This window comes from Ignavibacteriales bacterium, from assembly GCA_026390775.1.
GTDB lineage: Bacteria > Bacteroidota > Ignavibacteria > Ignavibacteriales > Melioribacteraceae > Fen-1258.
In genome coordinates, this window is sequence record JAPLFF010000003.1 from 226451 (window position 1) to 244225 (window position 17775).

Annotated in this window: 17 protein-coding genes; 14 read left to right on the forward strand and 3 right to left on the reverse strand. The window is 37.3% G+C overall.

Annotated elements, in window-relative coordinates:
- Positions 1-6 precede the first annotated feature (6 nt).
- The 7 genes from NTZ27_01235 (at position 7) to NTZ27_01265 (ending at position 5511) form a co-directional block, all read left to right on the forward strand.
- A complete protein-coding gene (locus tag NTZ27_01235) occupies positions 7-1197 on the forward strand; it encodes a thiolase domain-containing protein (protein ID MCX6173363.1) in 1191 nt (396 codons plus the stop codon).
- Positions 1194-1583, forward strand: a complete 390-nt coding sequence (locus NTZ27_01240; protein ID MCX6173364.1) for a Zn-ribbon domain-containing OB-fold protein — start codon at positions 1194-1196, stop codon at positions 1581-1583. The genes NTZ27_01235 and NTZ27_01240 overlap by 4 nt, the downstream gene beginning before the upstream one ends.
- Before the next feature lie 298 nt (positions 1584-1881).
- Positions 1882-3243, forward strand: coding sequence for a DUF1446 domain-containing protein (locus tag NTZ27_01245; protein MCX6173365.1), 1362 nt, complete (start codon positions 1882-1884; stop codon positions 3241-3243).
- Positions 3240-3554, forward strand: a complete 315-nt coding sequence (locus NTZ27_01250; protein MCX6173366.1) for a hypothetical protein — start codon at positions 3240-3242, stop codon at positions 3552-3554. Before NTZ27_01245 ends, NTZ27_01250 begins: the two co-directional genes overlap by 4 nt.
- An 84-nt stretch (positions 3555-3638) precedes the next feature.
- Positions 3639-4676 (forward strand): peptide chain release factor 2, encoded by a 1038-nt coding sequence (prfB, locus tag NTZ27_01255; GenBank protein MCX6173367.1) that lies wholly within the window; start codon positions 3639-3641, stop codon positions 4674-4676.
- A 3-nt stretch (positions 4677-4679) separates the two neighbouring features.
- Entirely contained in the window at positions 4680-5093 is a 414-nt protein-coding gene (locus NTZ27_01260) for a secondary thiamine-phosphate synthase enzyme YjbQ (protein ID MCX6173368.1), read from the forward strand.
- 76 nt (positions 5094-5169) lie between these two features.
- Positions 5170-5511, forward strand: a complete 342-nt coding sequence (locus NTZ27_01265; protein ID MCX6173369.1) for a methylated-DNA--[protein]-cysteine S-methyltransferase — start codon at positions 5170-5172, stop codon at positions 5509-5511.
- Here the strand turns inward: NTZ27_01265 and NTZ27_01270 are convergent.
- Positions 5508-6404: a DUF5668 domain-containing protein gene (locus NTZ27_01270; GenBank protein ID MCX6173370.1), complete on the reverse strand. Its 897-nt coding sequence runs from the start codon at positions 6402-6404 to the stop codon at positions 5508-5510. The two genes, NTZ27_01265 and NTZ27_01270, sit on opposite strands and share 4 nt — an antisense overlap.
- A gap of 13 nt (positions 6405-6417) precedes the next feature.
- Positions 6418-6867 carry a PspC domain-containing protein gene (locus tag NTZ27_01275; GenBank protein ID MCX6173371.1) on the reverse strand — a complete coding sequence of 150 codons (450 nt, stop codon included), beginning with the start codon at positions 6865-6867 and terminating at the stop codon, positions 6418-6420.
- Positions 6868-7012: 145 nt separating this feature from the next.
- Here NTZ27_01275 and NTZ27_01280 point away from each other — a divergent pair, with 145 nt between their 5' ends.
- From NTZ27_01280 to NTZ27_01310, 7 genes are all read left to right on the forward strand, one after another.
- Positions 7013-8653 (forward strand): NAD+ synthase, encoded by a 1641-nt coding sequence (locus tag NTZ27_01280; protein ID MCX6173372.1) that lies wholly within the window; start codon positions 7013-7015, stop codon positions 8651-8653.
- A 19-nt stretch (positions 8654-8672) separates the two neighbouring features.
- Positions 8673-10421 carry a protein-disulfide reductase DsbD gene (gene dsbD / locus NTZ27_01285; protein MCX6173373.1) on the forward strand — a complete coding sequence of 583 codons (1749 nt, stop codon included), beginning with the start codon at positions 8673-8675 and terminating at the stop codon, positions 10419-10421.
- An 88-nt stretch (positions 10422-10509) separates the two neighbouring features.
- Positions 10510-12363, forward strand: coding sequence for a 2-oxoacid:acceptor oxidoreductase subunit alpha (locus NTZ27_01290; GenBank protein ID MCX6173374.1), 1854 nt, complete (start codon positions 10510-10512; stop codon positions 12361-12363).
- Entirely contained in the window at positions 12353-13384 is a 1032-nt protein-coding gene (locus tag NTZ27_01295) for a 2-oxoacid:ferredoxin oxidoreductase subunit beta (protein MCX6173375.1), read from the forward strand. Before NTZ27_01290 ends, NTZ27_01295 begins: the two co-directional genes overlap by 11 nt.
- Before the next feature lie 188 nt (positions 13385-13572).
- The gene (locus tag NTZ27_01300) at positions 13573-14553 is read left to right on the forward strand and encodes a bifunctional oligoribonuclease/PAP phosphatase NrnA (GenBank protein MCX6173376.1); all 981 of its coding nucleotides are present in this window, start codon (positions 13573-13575) and stop codon (positions 14551-14553) included.
- A gap of 19 nt (positions 14554-14572) precedes the next feature.
- Positions 14573-16069, forward strand: a complete 1497-nt coding sequence (locus tag NTZ27_01305) for a leucyl aminopeptidase (protein ID MCX6173377.1) — start codon at positions 14573-14575, stop codon at positions 16067-16069.
- Between the two features lie 21 nt (positions 16070-16090).
- Positions 16091-16645, forward strand: a complete 555-nt coding sequence (locus NTZ27_01310; protein ID MCX6173378.1) for an ORF6N domain-containing protein — start codon at positions 16091-16093, stop codon at positions 16643-16645.
- 73 nt (positions 16646-16718) lie between these two features.
- Here the strand turns inward: NTZ27_01310 and NTZ27_01315 are convergent, their stop codons facing one another.
- Positions 16719-17687, reverse strand: coding sequence for an NAD(P)-dependent alcohol dehydrogenase (locus tag NTZ27_01315; GenBank protein MCX6173379.1), 969 nt, complete (start codon positions 17685-17687; stop codon positions 16719-16721).
- Between the last annotated feature and the right edge of the window lie 88 nt (positions 17688-17775).

Genomic DNA, 17775 nt, shown 5'->3' on the forward strand with positions numbered 1-17775 from the left:
ATTGATATGTCGAATGAAATGAATTCGCCAAAGGCGAACCGCTCTGCGGGAAAAGAAGTAGCAGTAGTTGGTGTTGGAATGACAAAATTCGGAGAGCTGTGGAAAAAATCTTTACGGGATATTTTTGTTGAAGCGTCTTTGAAAGCGATAGAAAATTCCGGAGTTGATCATATTGATTCTATGTATGTCGGAACAATGTCCGGAGGATTATTTGTAGGACAAGAACATATTGGTGCGGTTATGGCTGATTATCTTGGTGTTACGCCTGTCCCGGCGACAAGAGTTGAATCTGCTTGTGCATCCGGCGGCGCTGCATTTCGCCAAGCATATTTTGAAGTTGCTTCCGGACAAAGTGAAATTGTTCTTGCCGGCGGAGTTGAGAAGATGACAGACGGTGCAGACGTAACTGATGCATTGGCAACCGCCGCTGATCAGGAATATGAAGTTTATAATGGAATTACTTTTCCCGGATTGTATGCAATGATCGCTCGGGCGCACATGCATCAATATAAAACTACGCGAGAACAACTAGCACATGTTGCGGTGAAGAACCATAAAAACGGTTCGATGAATCCGAATGCACAGTTTAGATCGCCAGTAACTCTTGAACAAGTTATGAAAGCAACAATGGTTGCTGATCCGCTTCGATTGCTTGATTGCTCTCCGGTTAGCGATGGTGGTGCGGCAGTGATTGTCTGTTCTGTTGATTATGCGAAGAAATTGAAACAACCTTACATAAAAGTTATTTCTTCTGTACAAACTTCGGATACAATTGCACTTCACAGCAGAGAAAGTTTAACTGCTTTGAAATGTGTTTCTGTTGCCGCAGAGAAAGCTTATAAACAATCCGGACTGAAACCATCAGATATAAATTTTGCCGAAGTGCATGATTGTTTTACGATTGCAGAAATAGTTGTTACAGAAGATTTAGGATTTTTCGAGAAGGGAAAAGGCGGTGCAGCCGCTGAAAACGGATCAACAGCAATCGGCGGAAAAATTCCAATTAATACAAGCGGGGGATTAAAATCAAAAGGGCATCCGGTTGGTGCGACTGGCATAGCACAGATCATAGAATGTTATGAACAATTAACCGGAAATGCCGGTGAACGCCAAGTTAAAAATGCTAAGTACGGTTTAACACAAAACATGGGCGGTTCCGGTGCAAGTTGTGTAATTCACATATTGGAGGCAGTATGATCAGTCCAAGATATCATCGTGAAGTTCCTCAGCGTTATCGTCTTGAAGCAGGTAAATGCAAACAATGCGGACATATTTCCTTTCCGCCAAGATTGGTTTGTCCTAAATGTAAATCAAAAACTTTTGAAACAGTGAATTTAAGCAGAGAAGGAAAAATTTTAACGTTTACAATTATTCGTGTTGGACCGGATAAATTTTCCAAAGAAACTCCTTATGTAGTAGCCATTATAGAATTGAATGATGGAGTTCGTCTTACAGCTCAAGTAACAGATTGCGATGTGGATAAAGTAGAGATCGGTAATAAAGCAAAATTGATCTTCCGCAAAATACAAGATGAAGGGAAATCCGGTTTGCATTGTTATGGGTACAAAGCGGTTTTAGTATAATATATTTTTGTGAAACTCTGTGTCTCTCTGTATAATATTTTCAGCAGAGTTACACAGAGAATTCACAAAAACTAACAGATAGTTCATTTTCATCCCAATTATACTTTTCATGTCTCCGCGTTCTTTGCGAATCTTTACTTTGCGTCCTCTGCGTATAAAAGATTTTACCGCAAAGGGCGCTAAGAAAGCGCAAAGTTCGCAGAGAGTAGATTTATTTTATTAGCTAACCGAGTTCAATCACTTCATTTTTATTCCAACCTGACCTTTCATATCTTTGCACAGAAAATTTGGAGAATGTTTGAAAGACAAAATTCGCATCGCATCCGGATCCGGTTTCTGGGGCGATCTTCAATCAATTCCTTTACAGCAAGTAACCAAAGGTCCAGTTGATTATTTGATGATGGACTTTCTTGCAGAAGTTACTATGTCCATCATGCAGAAACAGAAGAAGAGAAATCCTGCTGCGGGATACGCAAAAGATTTAATTCAAATCATGAAAGATTTACTTCCTTACATTTCTGAGAAAAATATAAAAGTAATTACAAACGGCGGCGGCGCTAATCCAATGGGCTGTGTTGAAGAAATTGTAAAGTGCGCACACAAACAAGGTATCAAAGGATTGAAGATTGGCGTTGTTACCGGAGATGATATTTTAGATTCACTTGATAATCTATTGAAACACGGTGCCGGTTTGGATAACATGGAATCCGGTCAACATATAAAAGATGTGAAAGAAAAATTGATCAGCGCTAATGTTTATTTTGGTGCGCGACCAATTGTAGAAGCGTTGAAAAAAGGTGCGCAGATTGTTATCACAGGAAGAACGACAGATACTTCTCTAACTTATGCACCGATGATTCATGAATTCAAATGGGCGTGGGATGATTGGGATAAACTTGCCGCGGGAGTTATTGCCGGACATATTCTTGAGTGCGGCGGACAAGCAAGCGGAGGAAATTTTCTTGGCGATTGGAAATCTGTTCCCGACCTAGCACATATCGGTTTTCCAATTGCAGAAGCATATCCGAACGGAGAATTTGTAATTACAAAACATCAGAATACCGGCGGAATGGTTTCTGTTGAAACGGTGAGCGAACAACTGATGTATGAAATCGGCGACCCGACAAGTTATATCACTCCGGAATGTGTTGCGGATTTTACGTCTATAAAGTTAGAGCAATTAGAAAAAGATAGAGTTAGAGTTTATGGAATTAAAGGAAAGCCCGCGACAGATTTATTTAAGGTCTCGATGGCTTATAATGATGGTTACACAGCAATAGGCAGTTTAACTTATAGTTGGCCGGATGCATTAGAGAAAGCTCAGAAGGCGGATGAAATTTTGCGGACACGTCTTTCTGATTTGGGTTTGAAGTTCGATGAAATTAGAACTGAGTTCCTTGGTGTAAATGCTTGTCATGGTCCGCTAGCATCTAAGCAAAATGAAATCAATGAAGTAGTTCTGCGGGTTGGAGTTCGGAGTATTCACCATCATGATGTTGAAGCATTTGCAAAAGAGATAGCACCGTTGATCTTAACCGGTCCGCCAAGTGTTACAGGCTTTGCGGGCGGTCGTCCTAAACCGAATGAAGTTATTGCTTACTGGCCTGCACTAATGCCGAAGAAACTAGTTCATCCAAAAGTTGAGATAATAACAACATGAGTAAAATAAAATTAATAGATATTGCACACGGACGCAGCGGTGATAAAGGCGATGCCGCAAATGTTGGAATCATTGCCTACGACGATAAAGGTTATGAAATAATTAAAAAACATCTGACTACCGAAAGAGTGAAAAAACATTTTGAAGGAATCTGTCTTGGTAAAGTTGAGCGTTTCGAAATGCCGAACATTCGTGCATTGAATTTTTTACTGCACAACACTCTTGGTGGCGGTGGAACTGTTTCGTTAAAACATGATGCTCAAGGTAAAACTCTTGCCGCAGCACTGCTAAGAATGGAAATTGAAATTTAATTATAAAAAAGGAATAGAAAATGTTCGAAGATCAATTAAAAAGATTAAACGGCTACGCACAGAAGATCGAAAATTTACGGGGTTATCTTTAAGTTAGCCGATAAAGAAAAACAAATCGAAGAAATCCGAAAACAATCCGAAGCGCCTGGATTCTGGAACGATCAGAAAAACGCACAATCAGTTTTCCAAAAATCAAAATCTCTTCAAATCTGGATAGATGCATGGAATAAAATTGATGCTCAGCAAAAAAATCTAAGAGAGTTCATTGAACTTGCAGAAGCTGAACAAGATGAAAAGTTAGGAAGTGAAATTGATGCCGAACTTGATATCTTAGAAAAATCTTATTCCGATATAGAACTTAAAAGTATGCTCAGCGGTAAAGATGACGATAAGAATTGTATTATGACAATTCATTCCGGTGCGGGTGGAACTGAATCTCAAGATTGGGCGCAGATGTTAATGAGAATGTATTTGCGTTGGGGCGAGCAGAACGGTTACAAGATGAATTTAGTTGATTGGCTTGATGGTGATGGAGCGGGAATTAAAAGTGCTACCATCGAAGTTGAAGGTGAATTTGCTTTCGGATATTTAAAAGCTGAGAACGGTGTTCACCGTCTTGTTCGCATTTCTCCGTTCGATTCCAACAAACGAAGACATACTTCATTTGCATCAGTGTTTGTTATCCCGGAAGTTGACGATACAATCGAGATTGATATTAATCCCGCTGATTTAAGAATTGATACTTTCCGTTCCGGTGGAAAGGGAGGACAAAACGTTAACAAAGTCGAAACTGCAGTACGCATTACTCACATCCCTACAGGAGTTGTAGCTGCATGCCAGACGGAACGGTCTCAGCTTCAAAATAAAACCAATGCTTTTAAAATGCTGCGTTCCCGTCTTTACCAGATTGAAGTTGAAAAGCAAACTGCTGCAGCTGATGAAATAGAAAAAACAAAAATGAAAATAGAATGGGGAAGTCAAATCCGTTCTTATGTTTTCCATCCTTATAATATGGTTAAAGATCACAGAACCAATCATGAGACGTCGGACACTCAGGGTGTAATGAATGGTGAAATAAATAATTTCATTAAAGAATATCTTCTAAAATTTACTCAGAACTAAGAGATGAAATTTCTAACAGAATATCTTTGGTTTAGTACTTCAAAGAAAAGAGAATACATAAACATCACGGGTGAGGTAGAAAAGGCACTAAAGAAAAGCGGAATCAATGAAGGTATGATCTTAGTCTCTGCGATGCATATTACAGCTGGAGTTTATGTGAACGATGCTGAGAGCGGGTTGATTCAAGATATAGATGAATGGCTCGAAAAACTTGCACCGTTTAAATCTGATTATAGGCATCACAGAACCGGAGAAGATAACGGCGATGCACATTTGAAAAGCATGTTGGTCCATCATGAAGTTATTATTCCTGTAACAAACGGTAAACTTGATTTCGGTCCATGGCAGCAAGTTTATTATGCAGAGTTTGACGGGCAACGCAGGAAAAGAGTTTTAATAAAAGTTATGGGAGAATGAAAGAGTAATTGAGAATTGAAAATTGCGAAATGAAGAATGGAGGACTTTTCCATTCTCGAGAAGTTGAGATTGCCAAATGAAACAAGATTTTTTTGATCGTGTTTATAAAGTTGTTGCTAAGATTCCAAAAGGAAAAGTTACCACGTATGGTGCAATTGCAGAAGTATGCGGAATTAGATCTTCAGCAAGAACGGTTGGCTGGGCATTGAATGGTGCAACACAATCCGGATTACCATGTCACAGAGTTGTAAATCGTTTAGGTGCTCTTACAGGTAAAGTACATTTTGGAGATATTCACTTAATGGAAGAACTCCTTCGAAGTGAAGGAGTTGAGTTTGATGAAAAAGGTTATGTGATAATGGAAAAATATTTTTGGCAACCGAAAAAACTTAAAAAGAGTAAAAAGAAAAAAAATTAATATCTGTTAACAGTCAGCGAAGAAACACCAGCATTTACATCAATAATAATTCTTTTACCAATACTCGAAAAATTTTCCGTAATGTAATGACCTTTACCTTTACTATTAAAACCATGAATATTTTTTGATGATAATGCCATATCAGTTTGAATTTCACATCCAACATTTGTCGGAACATCTATAGTGATATTTGCTGCACCCATTTCAACATTTACATTTGTAGTTTCTGATTTGTCACCAAGTTTTACGTATGTGCTTGTGGCACCGGAACGAAGTTCGAGATTTCTAATCTTAAATTTTGATAAATCCAGATTCGCTTTTGAAGCACCATAATTCAATCTTATATCCCATATAGGATTTTCATTCATATTTACTTTTAAGTAATTCTTAAATCTTCCACCAAAGAAATTAAAATTTCTTTTGTGCAGATTGAATCTTACGTTTGCTTTGTCATCATCTTTCCAAGTTTCAAAATCATATTCTGCTATATTCCCTTTCGTTTTGCCCTCAACCAATTTATCGGTAGTCTCTCCGAGAATAAAAGTTCCGGCACCGGAATTAATTTCTAGATCTGCATTTGTAATCGCGGATTCGTAATCCTCGTTATAATACTCGGTATATTTTCCATCGTGTTCTGGAAAATCAAAACTATTAAAAGCATTTTCTACAAATCCAAAAAGAAGAAGTGCAAGAAAAATTCCGAACAAAGCACTTATTACAGGTTTAGCTAATGAATTTTTGAAAATTACTAGAGCACCCCAAAAGACAAAGATCATTGGCCAGATAGCGTAAACAAAATCAAATGAACTCTGAACAACATCGTACTTTGTCAAAAGGAAAAGAGCGCCGAGAGCTAAAAGAAAAAATCCCCAAAATAATTGTCCGCTTTTCATTTCTACCTCTCCATTACTTTTTCATTGAATTCCAAATTAATGATCCTCCAATAAGTACAAACGCGATTGGAAGAACATCTCTTAAATCAAATGACGGAATTATGCGGTCTGCGAAAAAAATTAATCCAATAACAATTAGAATTATTCCGACAACAATTCTTCCTGAACCTTGTTTCTTCGGAAGAGATTGAGCTCCATCGAAATTCATAGAACTGGTTTGTGCAGATTGTCCGCCGGCATTTGTTGGATCATCAGTATTAACTTTATATGCGATCTCGAACGGTTCTTCCGGTACTACAATCCAAAGAATTATATAAAGAAGAATTCCAAACCCATGAAGGATTGTGACAACAACAAATAGAACTCTGACAAGTATTGGATCTAAATTAAAATACTGTGCAAGTCCTCCGGCAATACCCCCAAAAACTCTCACACGCCGTGAACGGTATAACTTGTCTTTCATGGCATCACCTTTTATTGTTTTCAATACTTAAGACGCACCTCAAATCAAAAGGTTTGCAAAATTTTAAAAACAAAATAGAGCTTCTGATTTGAAAATACTATGCTTCTTACTAACTTTGGTCAAAAGATAAAATGATTTTTCATTAATGAAAATAGCAATCTGTCAATCAAATCCAATAATTGGTGATCTTAAAGGGAATTCCGCAAAGATTCTTTACAGATATAAGCAAGCTGTTTCTGATGGGGCAGACCTTGTGATCTTTCCGGAATTGTTTTTATGCGGATATCCGCCGCTTGATCTTGTAGAAAAAAAAGAATTTAGAGAAGCCGTAAAAAATGCCGCAAATGAAATTGCATTTCAAACTAAAAAAGTCGGATTGATCTTTGGTACAATCACCGAAGATTATGAAGATAAAGTTGGGACGGGAGTTTACAATTCTGCCGCACTTTGTTATGATGGAAAGATTCAATTCGTTCAGAATAAAACTTTAATACCAAATTATGATGTATTTGATGAAGTCAGGTATTTCGAATCTGCAAAAGATGTTTTTGTTCATGAGTTCATGGGAGAAAAACTCGGTATCTCAGTTTGTGAAGACATTTGGAACGATGCAGATTATTGGAAACATAGACGATATACAACTGACCCGGTTCAAAAACTTGCTGATGATGGCGCTACTTTATTGATAAACATTTCTGCCAGCCCATATGCATATGGTAAACGGAAAGAAAAATTTGAAATGCTGTCAGTCCTTACTAAAATAGATAATCTTCCTCTAGTTTATGTTTGCTGTGTCGGCGCTCAAACAGAATTGATCTTCGACGGCGGAAGTATGTGCTTAAATTCTTCAGGTAAACTTCAAATGTTAGGCAAAACTTTTGAAGAAGATTATTTCATTTATGATTCGAAGAAAAATTATTCGGAAATAAAAGAGATTGAAAGTTCATTCGAAGAAGAAGTGTTGAACGCATTAATTCTTGGGATGAAAGATTATGCAAACAAAACCGGTTTTAAAAAAGCTTTGGTTGGATTAAGCGGCGGGATTGATTCTGCGATTGTAACTTACATCGCAGCTAAAGCATTTGGTCCTCAAAATGTTCACGTTGTTTTGATGCCATCGAAATACTCAAGCGAAGGAAGTGTAACGGATTCTGAAAAATTAATTTCTAATCTCGGCATTACATCAGAGAATATTTCGATTCAACCGGTTGTTGATAAAGCACTTGAGATGTTGAACTCGGCATTCAAAGAAAAATCTGAAGATGTTACTGAAGAGAATTTGCAATCACGTATCCGCGGTATATACTTGATGGCTCTTTCGAATAAGCATGGCTATTTGCTCTGCACAACAGGGAACAAATCGGAAATTGCAACTGGGTACGCTACTCTTTACGGCGATATGTGCGGAGCGGTATCGGTTATTGGTGATGTATATAAAACTCAGATTTATAAAATTTCCAACTTTATAAATCGAAACGAAGAAATAATTCCTAAAGAAATAATTCTGAAAGTTCCTTCCGCAGAATTGCGTCCTAATCAAACAGACCAGGATTCACTACCGCCTTATGATTTACTTGATAAGGTCCTTAAAATGTATCTTGAAGAGCAAAAAGAATTTGGAGAAATTTGCAAAGAAATCGGTGATGCAAATATTGTAAAGAAAGTCTTGCGGTTAGTTGATATGAATGAGTTCAAGCGCAAACAAACAGCGCCGGTACTTCGTGTTTCAACAAAAGCATTTGGTTATGGCAGAAGATTCCCAATTGTACAAGGTTGGAGAAAATAAATAAGTATGGAGTTCTTTTATGGTAATACGTAAAATTTTTTTTCTTTTTTCCATTTCGATAATTTCATCATATGCGCTTTTTGGTCAGACTGATTTAGTAAAGGTTAAACTCTCTCAAAACAATTGGAAAGTTGATGCAGGAAGTAATTTCAAAATTATTCTTAGTGCAAACATAAAAGAATCATGGCATATTAATTCCAATAAACCGAATGATGAATTTCTAATCGCTTCTAAAGTAGCTGCCAAAAGCGAAGCAGTTATATTGACAAGCATAAACTATCCGAAGCCGAAAGAATTAAAACTTGAGTTCTCTGAAAAACCGGTCTCTGTTTTTGATGGCGATATTAAAATCGAATTAACATTTACTGTGGATAAAAATACTGTTTCCGGTAAATACACTATTCCTGTAAAACTTAGTTACCAAGCTTGTAACGACAAAATATGTATGCCTCCAACTGAAGTTTCAGATAAGCTGAATGTGGAAATTGTTGGAACAGTACAAGAAGTAAAAAGTGAAACGTCAAACGCGAGAGGCGAGAAGCAAGAAGTAAGAATAGAAAAGAAAGATGATAATTCAATAGCATCCACACTTGAAAAAAGCGGATTAATTTTAAGTCTAATTTTTGTATTCCTTGGGGGACTTGCACTCAATTTAACCCCGTGTGTCTATCCACTCATCCCAATTACGATTGGATATTTTGGCGGTCAGAGTGAAGGCAGAACCAGCAGACTTTTTCTGCTTGGAATTCTTTATGTGTTAGGTATGGCACTTACATATTCTGTTATTGGTGTCGTTACTTCATTAAGCGGAGCTGTGTTCGGCACTTTATTGCAAAACACATTTGTAATAATTGGAATTGCAGTTCTGTTTGTTGTATTGGCTTTAAGTCAATTCGGTGTTTATGAATTTAAGCTGCCGGACTCATGGGTTATGAAAGCAGGTGGTGCAAAGGGTGGTGCATTTGGTGCATTCTTTATGGGATTAACAATGGGAATTGTTGCTGCCCCGTGCATTGGTCCTTTCGTTCTCGGATTAGTTACTTATGTTGCAGCAAAAGGTGATCCATTTTATGGCTTCTTAATGTTTTTTGTTATGGCAGTTGGACTTGGATTCCCATATTTACTGCTAGCACTATTTTCCGGAAAAATTAAAAAGCTCCCGCGTGCCGGTGATTGGATGGAAGGAGTAAAACATATTTTTGGTTTCTTACTTCTAGGTATGGCAATATATTTTGTAGCTCCGCTTCTGCCAAAAGAATTAAATAAATATTTACTACCGGTCTTTGGAATTTTAGCTGCTCTTTTACTTTTGTTCATGGATAAGAAGGCAAATAATGTTAAAGCATTTAGAATCTTTAAAATTATTTTTTCATTGGTAATTGTTGCCGTTTCTATTTATGCGCTTATTCCGACAAAGCATTTAGAACCGCAATGGCAAAAATTCAGTGAAGTTAAATACGAACAGTCATTAAAAAATAATGAAAGAATGGTTGTAGATTTTTATGCCGATTGGTGTATTCCGTGTAAAGAATTAGATGCACTTACTTTTTCTGATCCAAGAGTAATTGAAACATTGGGAAAGTTTACTTCATATAAAGTTGATATGACAAAAACTTTATCCGATGAGACTGAAGCTTTAAGAACTAAATTTAAGATTGTTGGTATGCCTACAGTATTGATAATAAATGCTAAAGGTAAAGAAGTAGAAAGATTAACAGGTTTTATCAATGCAGATGAATTTTTGAAAATATTAGATAAAGTTAATTAACTATATAAATTGCTTAACGAACGTAGCTTTCATATTTTTTGGTGCGCTTAAAAAAAACTAATTGTTAATTAATTATTGAGCATTACAGATGGCACAAGAAACAGAAAAAGAAATACTTGGTTTGAGTGATGTAACTATAAGGTTTGCAGGCGACTCCGGCGATGGTATGCAGTTAACGGGTTCACAATTTAGCGATACAACTGCATTAATGGGCAATGATCTTGGAACACTTCCTGATTATCCTGCAGAAATTAGAGCTCCTGCCGGAACACTTTATGGCGTTAGCGGATTTCAGTTACACTTTAGTTCAAACGATGTTCATACACCGGGCGATACACCAGATGTTTTAGTAGCAATGAATCCTGCTGCATTAAAAATAAATTTAAAGGATCTTAAAGAAGGTGGAATGCTAATTACAAATTCAGATTCCTTCGATGCAAAGAATTTGAAAATGGCCGGTTATTCAACCAATCCTTTGGAAGATGATAGTCTTTCACGTTATAAACTTATTTCGATACCAATTACATCTCTAACAAGCAATGCATTAAAAGACTCGGGATTAAGTATTAAAGAAATCACCAGAAGTAAAAATTTCTTTACTCTTGGAATTACTTACTGGTTATTTAATCGTCCTCTTGAACCGACATTAGCTTGGATCGAAAGTAAATTTGCAAAGAATAAAGCTATAGCTGATGCAAATTCAATTGTACTAAAAGCTGGTTACTACTTCGGAGAAAATACAGAACTTTTCACAACACGTTATACAGTAGAACCTGCCCAACTTCCAAAAGGAATTTATAGAAACATTTCCGGCAACGAAGCGATTGCATTAGGATTTGTTGCAGCATCAAAGAAAAGCGGATTGCCTTTGTTCCTCGGCTCATATCCTATAACTCCTGCATCAGACATTTTACATTTCTTAAGCGGGTTTAAAAATTTTGGTGTAAAAACTTTTCAAGCCGAAGATGAGATTGCAGGTATTGCATCTGCTATCGGTGCATCGTACGGCGGTTCTCTAGCAATAACAACCACAAGCGGTCCAGGTATGGCTCTCAAAACAGAAGCAATGGGACTTGCAGTAATGACTGAACTTCCTTTAGTAATTATAAATATTCAGCGCGGAGGACCGAGCACAGGACTTCCAACAAAAACAGAACAAGCAGATTTATTTCAGGCTATTTACGGAAGGAACGGTGAGTCGCCAATTCCAGTACTTGCAACATCAACTCCAAGCGATTGTTTTAATATGTCGCTTGAAGCTGCTCGAATTGCTATCAAATATATGACTCCTGTTATCCTTCTTAGTGATGGTTACATTGCAAATGGAACCGAACCTTGGAAACTTCCACATGAAAATGAAATACCGGAAATTCCTGTTCATTTCTGGACTGATAAAGAAAGTTTTGCACCATACAAACGTGATGAAAATCTTTCCCGTCCTTGGGTTAAACCGGGAACACCGGGTCTCGAACATAGAATCGGCGGACTTGAAAAAGCACACATCACAGGTAATGTTAGTTATGATCCTGATAATCATGATTTTATGGTGAGGATGCGTGCAAACAAAATAAAAAATATTGAGAATGATATTCCCGATTTAGAAGTTAAGTATGAACAAGAAGGTGATCTGCTTGTATTAGGTTGGGGCGGAACTTATGGAGCTATAACGGAAGCTCTAATAAAAGTTAGAGCACAAGGCAAGAAAGTATCGCAAGCTCACTTAAAATATCTTTTCCCGTTCTCAAAAAATACCGGGGACGTATTAAAACGTTTCAAGAAAATTCTTATTCCGGAAATTAATCTTGGACAGCTTACAACAATAATTCGCAGTGAGTTTTTAATCGCTCCGATTTCATTTACAAAAATTAAAGGTCTTCCTTTCAAATCAAGTGAAATACAAAATAAAATTTTAGAAGTTCTTGGAGGCAGCAATGGTAAATAATATAGATGCACCTGTTAAATATACAGCAAAAGATTTTACTTCGAATCAAGATGTGCGCTGGTGTCCGGGTTGCGGCGATTACTCAATCCTCGCGCAAGTACAAAGATCATTTCCTGAAATCGGAAAGAAGAAAGAAGAGATCGTATTCATTTCCGGTATTGGCTGTTCAAGTCGGTTTCCTTATTATATGGATACATACGGTTTCCATTCTATTCACGGAAGAGCTGCTGCAATTGCATCCGGTTTAAAAATTGCTCGACCAGAACTTTCGGTTTGGGTTGCAACCGGCGACGGCGATTTAATGAGCATTGGCGGAAATCATTTTATCCATACATGCAGAAAAAATATTGATCTAAAAATATTAATGTTCAATAATAGAATTTACGGATTGACCAAGGGACAATATTCACCGACTTCTGAAAAAGGAAAAGTAACTAAGAGTTCTCCTTACGGAAGCATTGACTATCCGTTCAATCCGCTTTCACTTGCACTCGGTGCAGAAGCAAGTTTTGTTGCACGTACAATAGACCGCGATCCTAAACATTTGCAGGAAATGGTTAAACGTGCAGCCGAACATAAAGGAACTGCATTCATAGAAATTTATCAGAACTGTAATATCTTTAACGACGGTGCTTTCAGCATTCTAACAGAAAAAGAAACTAAAGGTGATAACGTTCTTGTCCTTGAACAGGGAAAGCCGATGGTTTACGGAAAAGAAAATGATAAGGGAATTAAGCTTGATGGATTTACGCCAGTTGTTATTGATTTGAAAGACGGTAAGAACTCAATTAATGATTGCCTCGTTCATGATGAAAAAGATCCCGACCCGATTCGTGCATTTATTTTAGCGCATATGACAGATCATGAAGGAATGCCGACACCAATCGGAGTTGTTCGCCAAATATTCAAAGAAACTTATAATGAAGGTGTAGAAAGACAAATAAAACATATTACAGAGAAGAAAGGTAAAGGTACAATTGAAAAACTTCTCTTCACTGAAAATACTTGGGAAGTGAATTAGCTTATAGCTTTCAGCTATCTGCTGTCAGCCATCAGCTTTTTTAAAATTGTTCGGGCGAAGTTTATTCTTCGCCTTCTTTTTTCATAAACTATTTTTTTATTAACCCCGCGATTCATCGCGGGGGATTGAAAAGATAGACAAACACATAGAACCGTTTCAACGGTTTATTGGTTTATACAGGAAATACAATGAGTGATTTTTTTCTACTGAAAAAAATAATTGATGAGCATAATTCGTTTCTTTTATCTACGCACGTTAATCCCGATGCAGATGCATTGGGAAGTGAATTAGCATTTTATCTTATCCTTAAAAAACTTGGCAAGAAAGTTAAAGTTGTTAATCACAGTTCTACTCCGTACAATTTAGAATTTCTTGATGAAGAAAAAGTAATTGAAAAGTTCGATGAGAAAATCCATAAAAATATTTTTGATGAAGCAGAAGTATTCCTACTGCTCGATCTTAATCAAGCTAACAGAATTGTAAAAATGGAAAAAGGATTCCGTTCATTTAAGGGAATTAAAGTTTGCATAGATCATCATCTGGATCCGGAAAATGTTTTCGATAATTATTTCGGCAGTGCCGATTATTCCGCAACATCCGAAATTATTTATGAATTTATCGAGCAGACAAAAATAGTTGAGATAGATTACTCGATAGCACTTCAACTTTATGCCGGAATAATGACCGACACCGGTTCATTCCGTTTTGATAGAACTAATCCGAGAATTCATAGAATCATGGCTGAGCTGCTTGAAACAGGTGTTAACCCAACAACCGTTTACGATAAGATCTACGATCAATTTAAATTTGCCCGCATAAAACTTTTAGGCGAAGCGCTTTCAACTATCGAGCTTGATTCAACAAAACAGATTGCAGCTATGTGCATCAAGAAGGAGGTTTTAGCAAGAACAGGTGCAACTGAAGCTGATATTGACGGCTTTGTAAATTATTGTTTAACAATTCAGAATATAAAAATTGGTATTTTGTTCTATGAATTAAGAGACGGATTGAAAATCAGTTTTAGATCGAAAGGGGAAATCCCGGTTAATAAATTAGCAGTAGAGTTCGGCGGTGGCGGACATACAAATGCTTCCGGCACACGGCTTTTTAATACAAACATTGAAGAGTACAAAGAGAAAGTAATTAAAGCAGCACAACAATATCTATAATTGTTAGAATGAGGGAATTATGTATTTCAATCTGAAGATCAATTCTTCAAAAGATGAACTGAGTTTCAAAAAGAACTCTGCACTAGTAAAATTCTTTGTCGAATCAAAAAAAATAGAAAAGACTTTAGATGATTTTTTTCTCTCACTGAACTATCCTCTGGGAAAAATCCAGAAGAAGAATTTCCTCGACAAAAAATCAAATGAGTTGACTTATTACAGCCAATCCGGTGAGCCATCGGTTTTGTATATAAAGAAAGCAAAAATTGATAAGGATTTCTCCGTAGATTTTTTCAGAAATTATTTTGCCGGACTTGTTCCGTCATTAAAAAAGAAAAATCTAAATTCCGTTCATATTGTTGTTCCGTCGTTCCTCGATCTCAAAGATCATCTTGAAAATGAATCCCAATTATTAAGATCTATTATAGAAGGAATCCACCTCGGCAATTACACTTTTGATAATTATAAATCTGACAAAGAGAAATCCGAAGAGCTTTCTTTCTTTATCCATTACACAGATCAGAAAATATTAAACAGTGCGATTGATTATTCTAATAAGCTTATGAACGCCGTTTTTTTCACACGCGATTTGGTTAACGAACCGGCAATAACACTTACTCCGGAAGAATTAGCTAATCGAACCAAGAAAGAACTTACTAAACTTGGTGTAAAAGTTATCGTATTTAATAAAGCAGAGTTGAAGAAAAGAAAGATGAATGCAATTCTTGCAGTTGGTGGTGCAAGCGATAAACCTCCTTGCTTGATTACAATACATTATAAACCGCGCGGAAAAGCAAAAAGAAAAATAGCACTTGTAGGCAAAGGTGTCTGTTATGATTCAGGCGGACTTACTATTAAACCAACATCCGGAATGCTTGAAATGAAAGCTGATATGGCAGGCGGCGGTGCTGTAATTGGAATTATCAAAGCCGCTGCTATGATGAAATTGCCGGTAGAAATAATTGGAGTTGTTCCGGCAGTTGAAAACATGATCGGCGGTTCTTCTTACAAACCGGGTGATGTTGTAAAAGCTGCTTCAGGTAAAACAATTGAAGTAAAAGATACCGACGCCGAAGGAAGAATTGTTTTAGCAGATGCTCTTCATTATGCATCTCAACAAAAACCGGATGAGATAATTGATTTTGCAACCTTAACCGGCGCGGTCTGTGTTGCACTCGGATTAATTGCCGCGGGATTATTTACAAAAGATGATCGTCTTGCTGATGAGCTTTTGCAATCGGGTAAGACTACTCATGAAAGATTATGGCGGTTACCGTTTTGGAATGATTATAATGAAATGATAAAAAGTGATATTGCCGATGTAAGTAATCTTGGTCCGCGATGGGGCGGGGCAATAACAGCCGGAAAGTTTTTAGAGCTTTTTGTTAATGAAAAAATTCCGTGGGCGCATATTGATCTTGCAGGTCCGGCTATTAAACATAAATACAACAACTACACTGAAAAATTTGACACCGGTTTTGGTGTGAGATTGATGATTGAGTATTTAAGTAAGATTTAACAAAGAAATAAATGGGGTGATATGAGCAAGCCAAACTATCTTCCGTTAGAAATAATTGAAAAGAAAATCTTTATTATCCGGGGACAGAAGGTAATGTTAAGTCCCCATCTCTCGGAGTTATATGGTGTGGAAGCCAGGGTCCTCATTCAAACCGTTAAGAGAAATATTAATCGTTTCCCATCTGATTTCATGTTTCAACTAACAAAGAAAGAGTATGAGGATTTGAAATCACAATTTGTGATTTCAAGTTGGGGAGGCGCTAGAAGAGCAAATCCTTATGCATTTAATGAACAAGGAGTAGCAATGCTCTCTTCAGTACTAAGAAGCGAACGTGCTGTTCAAGTGAACATTCAGATTATGAGGGCATTTGTTAAACTGCGGGAAATTATTTCTACTCACAAAGAACTTGCACAAAAGCTGAAAGAATTGGAATTGAAAATAGAATCTCACGATAAAAATATTACTGCAATCTTTGAAGCGATAAATCAATTAATTGCATCGGAAGAAAAGTCGAAGAGAAAAATAGGTTTTGATGTTAAAGAGAAAAGTTATAAGTATAAAGCGCGGCGCAAATAAAAATTATTTTTGTCAAGCTTACCCGCCATCTTTTTGGTGGGGCGTGGTCCTTGACGACCGAGTAAAAATTTTATTAAATATTAATTACTACTTTTCCTTTTGCATGTCCTTCTTCAATATAACGCATAGCATCGGCAGCTTCACTTAACTTGTAACGTTTATCTATAACCGGTACAATCTTTCCGGCTTCAAGAAACTCTTTCAGAAGAACCAAATCCGTTTTTTTTATCTTCGCCATGAAGCTGCACATCTTCTTACTCCCAATCATTGATAGTAATGATTGAAGCAGCATTCCGAGCAACATAACAAGCAGACTTTGACCGCCTCCACCAGCACCGACATAAATTCCGTTCCGGCTCAACGCACGCCTGTAACCGAAAATCGAATGATATGCGTTAGCACCAAGAATCAGATCATAATGTTTTCCGCTTTTTGTGAAATCTTCCCGTGTGTAATCAATGACATGGTCTGCACCGATCGATAGTGCTGTTTCCAAATTTTTCGTACTGCATACTGCAGTAACTTCTGCACCAAACGATTTTGCGATCTGCACGGCAAATGTACCTACACCGCCGCCCGAACCATCAACTAAAATTTTTTGCCCGGACTGAATCTTCCCTTTATCACGAAGACCCTGAAGGGCAGTGATTGCTGCAATGGGTACGGCTGCCGCTTGCTCGAAAGATATGTTGGACGGCTTCAGCGCCAATTTATTCTCATCAGCACAAACATACTCAGCCAAAGTGCCGATACATGCACCGAACACTTCGTCGCCAGGTTTGAATTGTGTTACATTTTTGCCGACTGCTTCAACTACGCCGGCAGCATCCCGCCCAGGTTGTATAATCTTTGGTTTGCGCAACCCGCCTATCATTAAACGGACGGCAAACGGTTTACCTCTCATTAAGTGCCAGTCGAGTGCATTTAATGATGCTGCCAGAACTTTTATCAACACTTCATCGTCTTTGGGAGAAGGTTTTTCTACTTCCTTTAATTCAATTACATCCGGTGATCCATATTTTGTGTACACAATTGCTTTCATAAGTCTCCACTAAATGGATTTTCAAAACCTAACGGCATTGCCGCTAACCGGCAGCCCAAAACAGGAATACCGAATAGTTGCAACAACT

Bases quoted from the DNA above. Each gene is read 5' to 3' on its own strand.
- NTZ27_01235 (MCX6173363.1), top strand. From the start codon at position 7: ATGTCGAATGAAATGAATTCGCCAAAGGCGAACCGCTCTGCGGGAAAA.
- NTZ27_01240 (MCX6173364.1), top strand. From the start codon at position 1,194: ATGATCAGTCCAAGATATCATCGTGAAGTTCCTCAGCGTTATCGTCTT.
- NTZ27_01250 (MCX6173366.1), top strand. From the start codon at position 3,240: ATGAGTAAAATAAAATTAATAGATATTGCACACGGACGCAGCGGTGAT.
- NTZ27_01260 (MCX6173368.1), top strand. From the start codon at position 4,680: ATGAAATTTCTAACAGAATATCTTTGGTTTAGTACTTCAAAGAAAAGA.
- NTZ27_01265 (MCX6173369.1), top strand. From the start codon at position 5,170: ATGAAACAAGATTTTTTTGATCGTGTTTATAAAGTTGTTGCTAAGATT.
- NTZ27_01270 (MCX6173370.1), bottom strand. From the start codon at position 6,404: ATGAAAAGCGGACAATTATTTTGGGGATTTTTTCTTTTAGCTCTCGGC.
- NTZ27_01275 (MCX6173371.1), bottom strand. From the start codon at position 6,867: ATGAAAGACAAGTTATACCGTTCACGGCGTGTGAGAGTTTTTGGGGGT.
- NTZ27_01280 (MCX6173372.1), top strand. From the start codon at position 7,013: ATGAAAATAGCAATCTGTCAATCAAATCCAATAATTGGTGATCTTAAA.
- dsbD (MCX6173373.1), top strand. From the start codon at position 8,673: ATGGTAATACGTAAAATTTTTTTTCTTTTTTCCATTTCGATAATTTCA.
- NTZ27_01290 (MCX6173374.1), top strand. From the start codon at position 10,510: ATGGCACAAGAAACAGAAAAAGAAATACTTGGTTTGAGTGATGTAACT.
- NTZ27_01295 (MCX6173375.1), top strand. From the start codon at position 12,353: ATGGTAAATAATATAGATGCACCTGTTAAATATACAGCAAAAGATTTT.
- NTZ27_01300 (MCX6173376.1), top strand. From the start codon at position 13,573: ATGAGTGATTTTTTTCTACTGAAAAAAATAATTGATGAGCATAATTCG.
- NTZ27_01305 (MCX6173377.1), top strand. From the start codon at position 14,573: ATGTATTTCAATCTGAAGATCAATTCTTCAAAAGATGAACTGAGTTTC.
- NTZ27_01310 (MCX6173378.1), top strand. From the start codon at position 16,091: ATGAGCAAGCCAAACTATCTTCCGTTAGAAATAATTGAAAAGAAAATC.
- NTZ27_01315 (MCX6173379.1), bottom strand. From the start codon at position 17,687: ATGAAAGCAATTGTGTACACAAAATATGGATCACCGGATGTAATTGAA.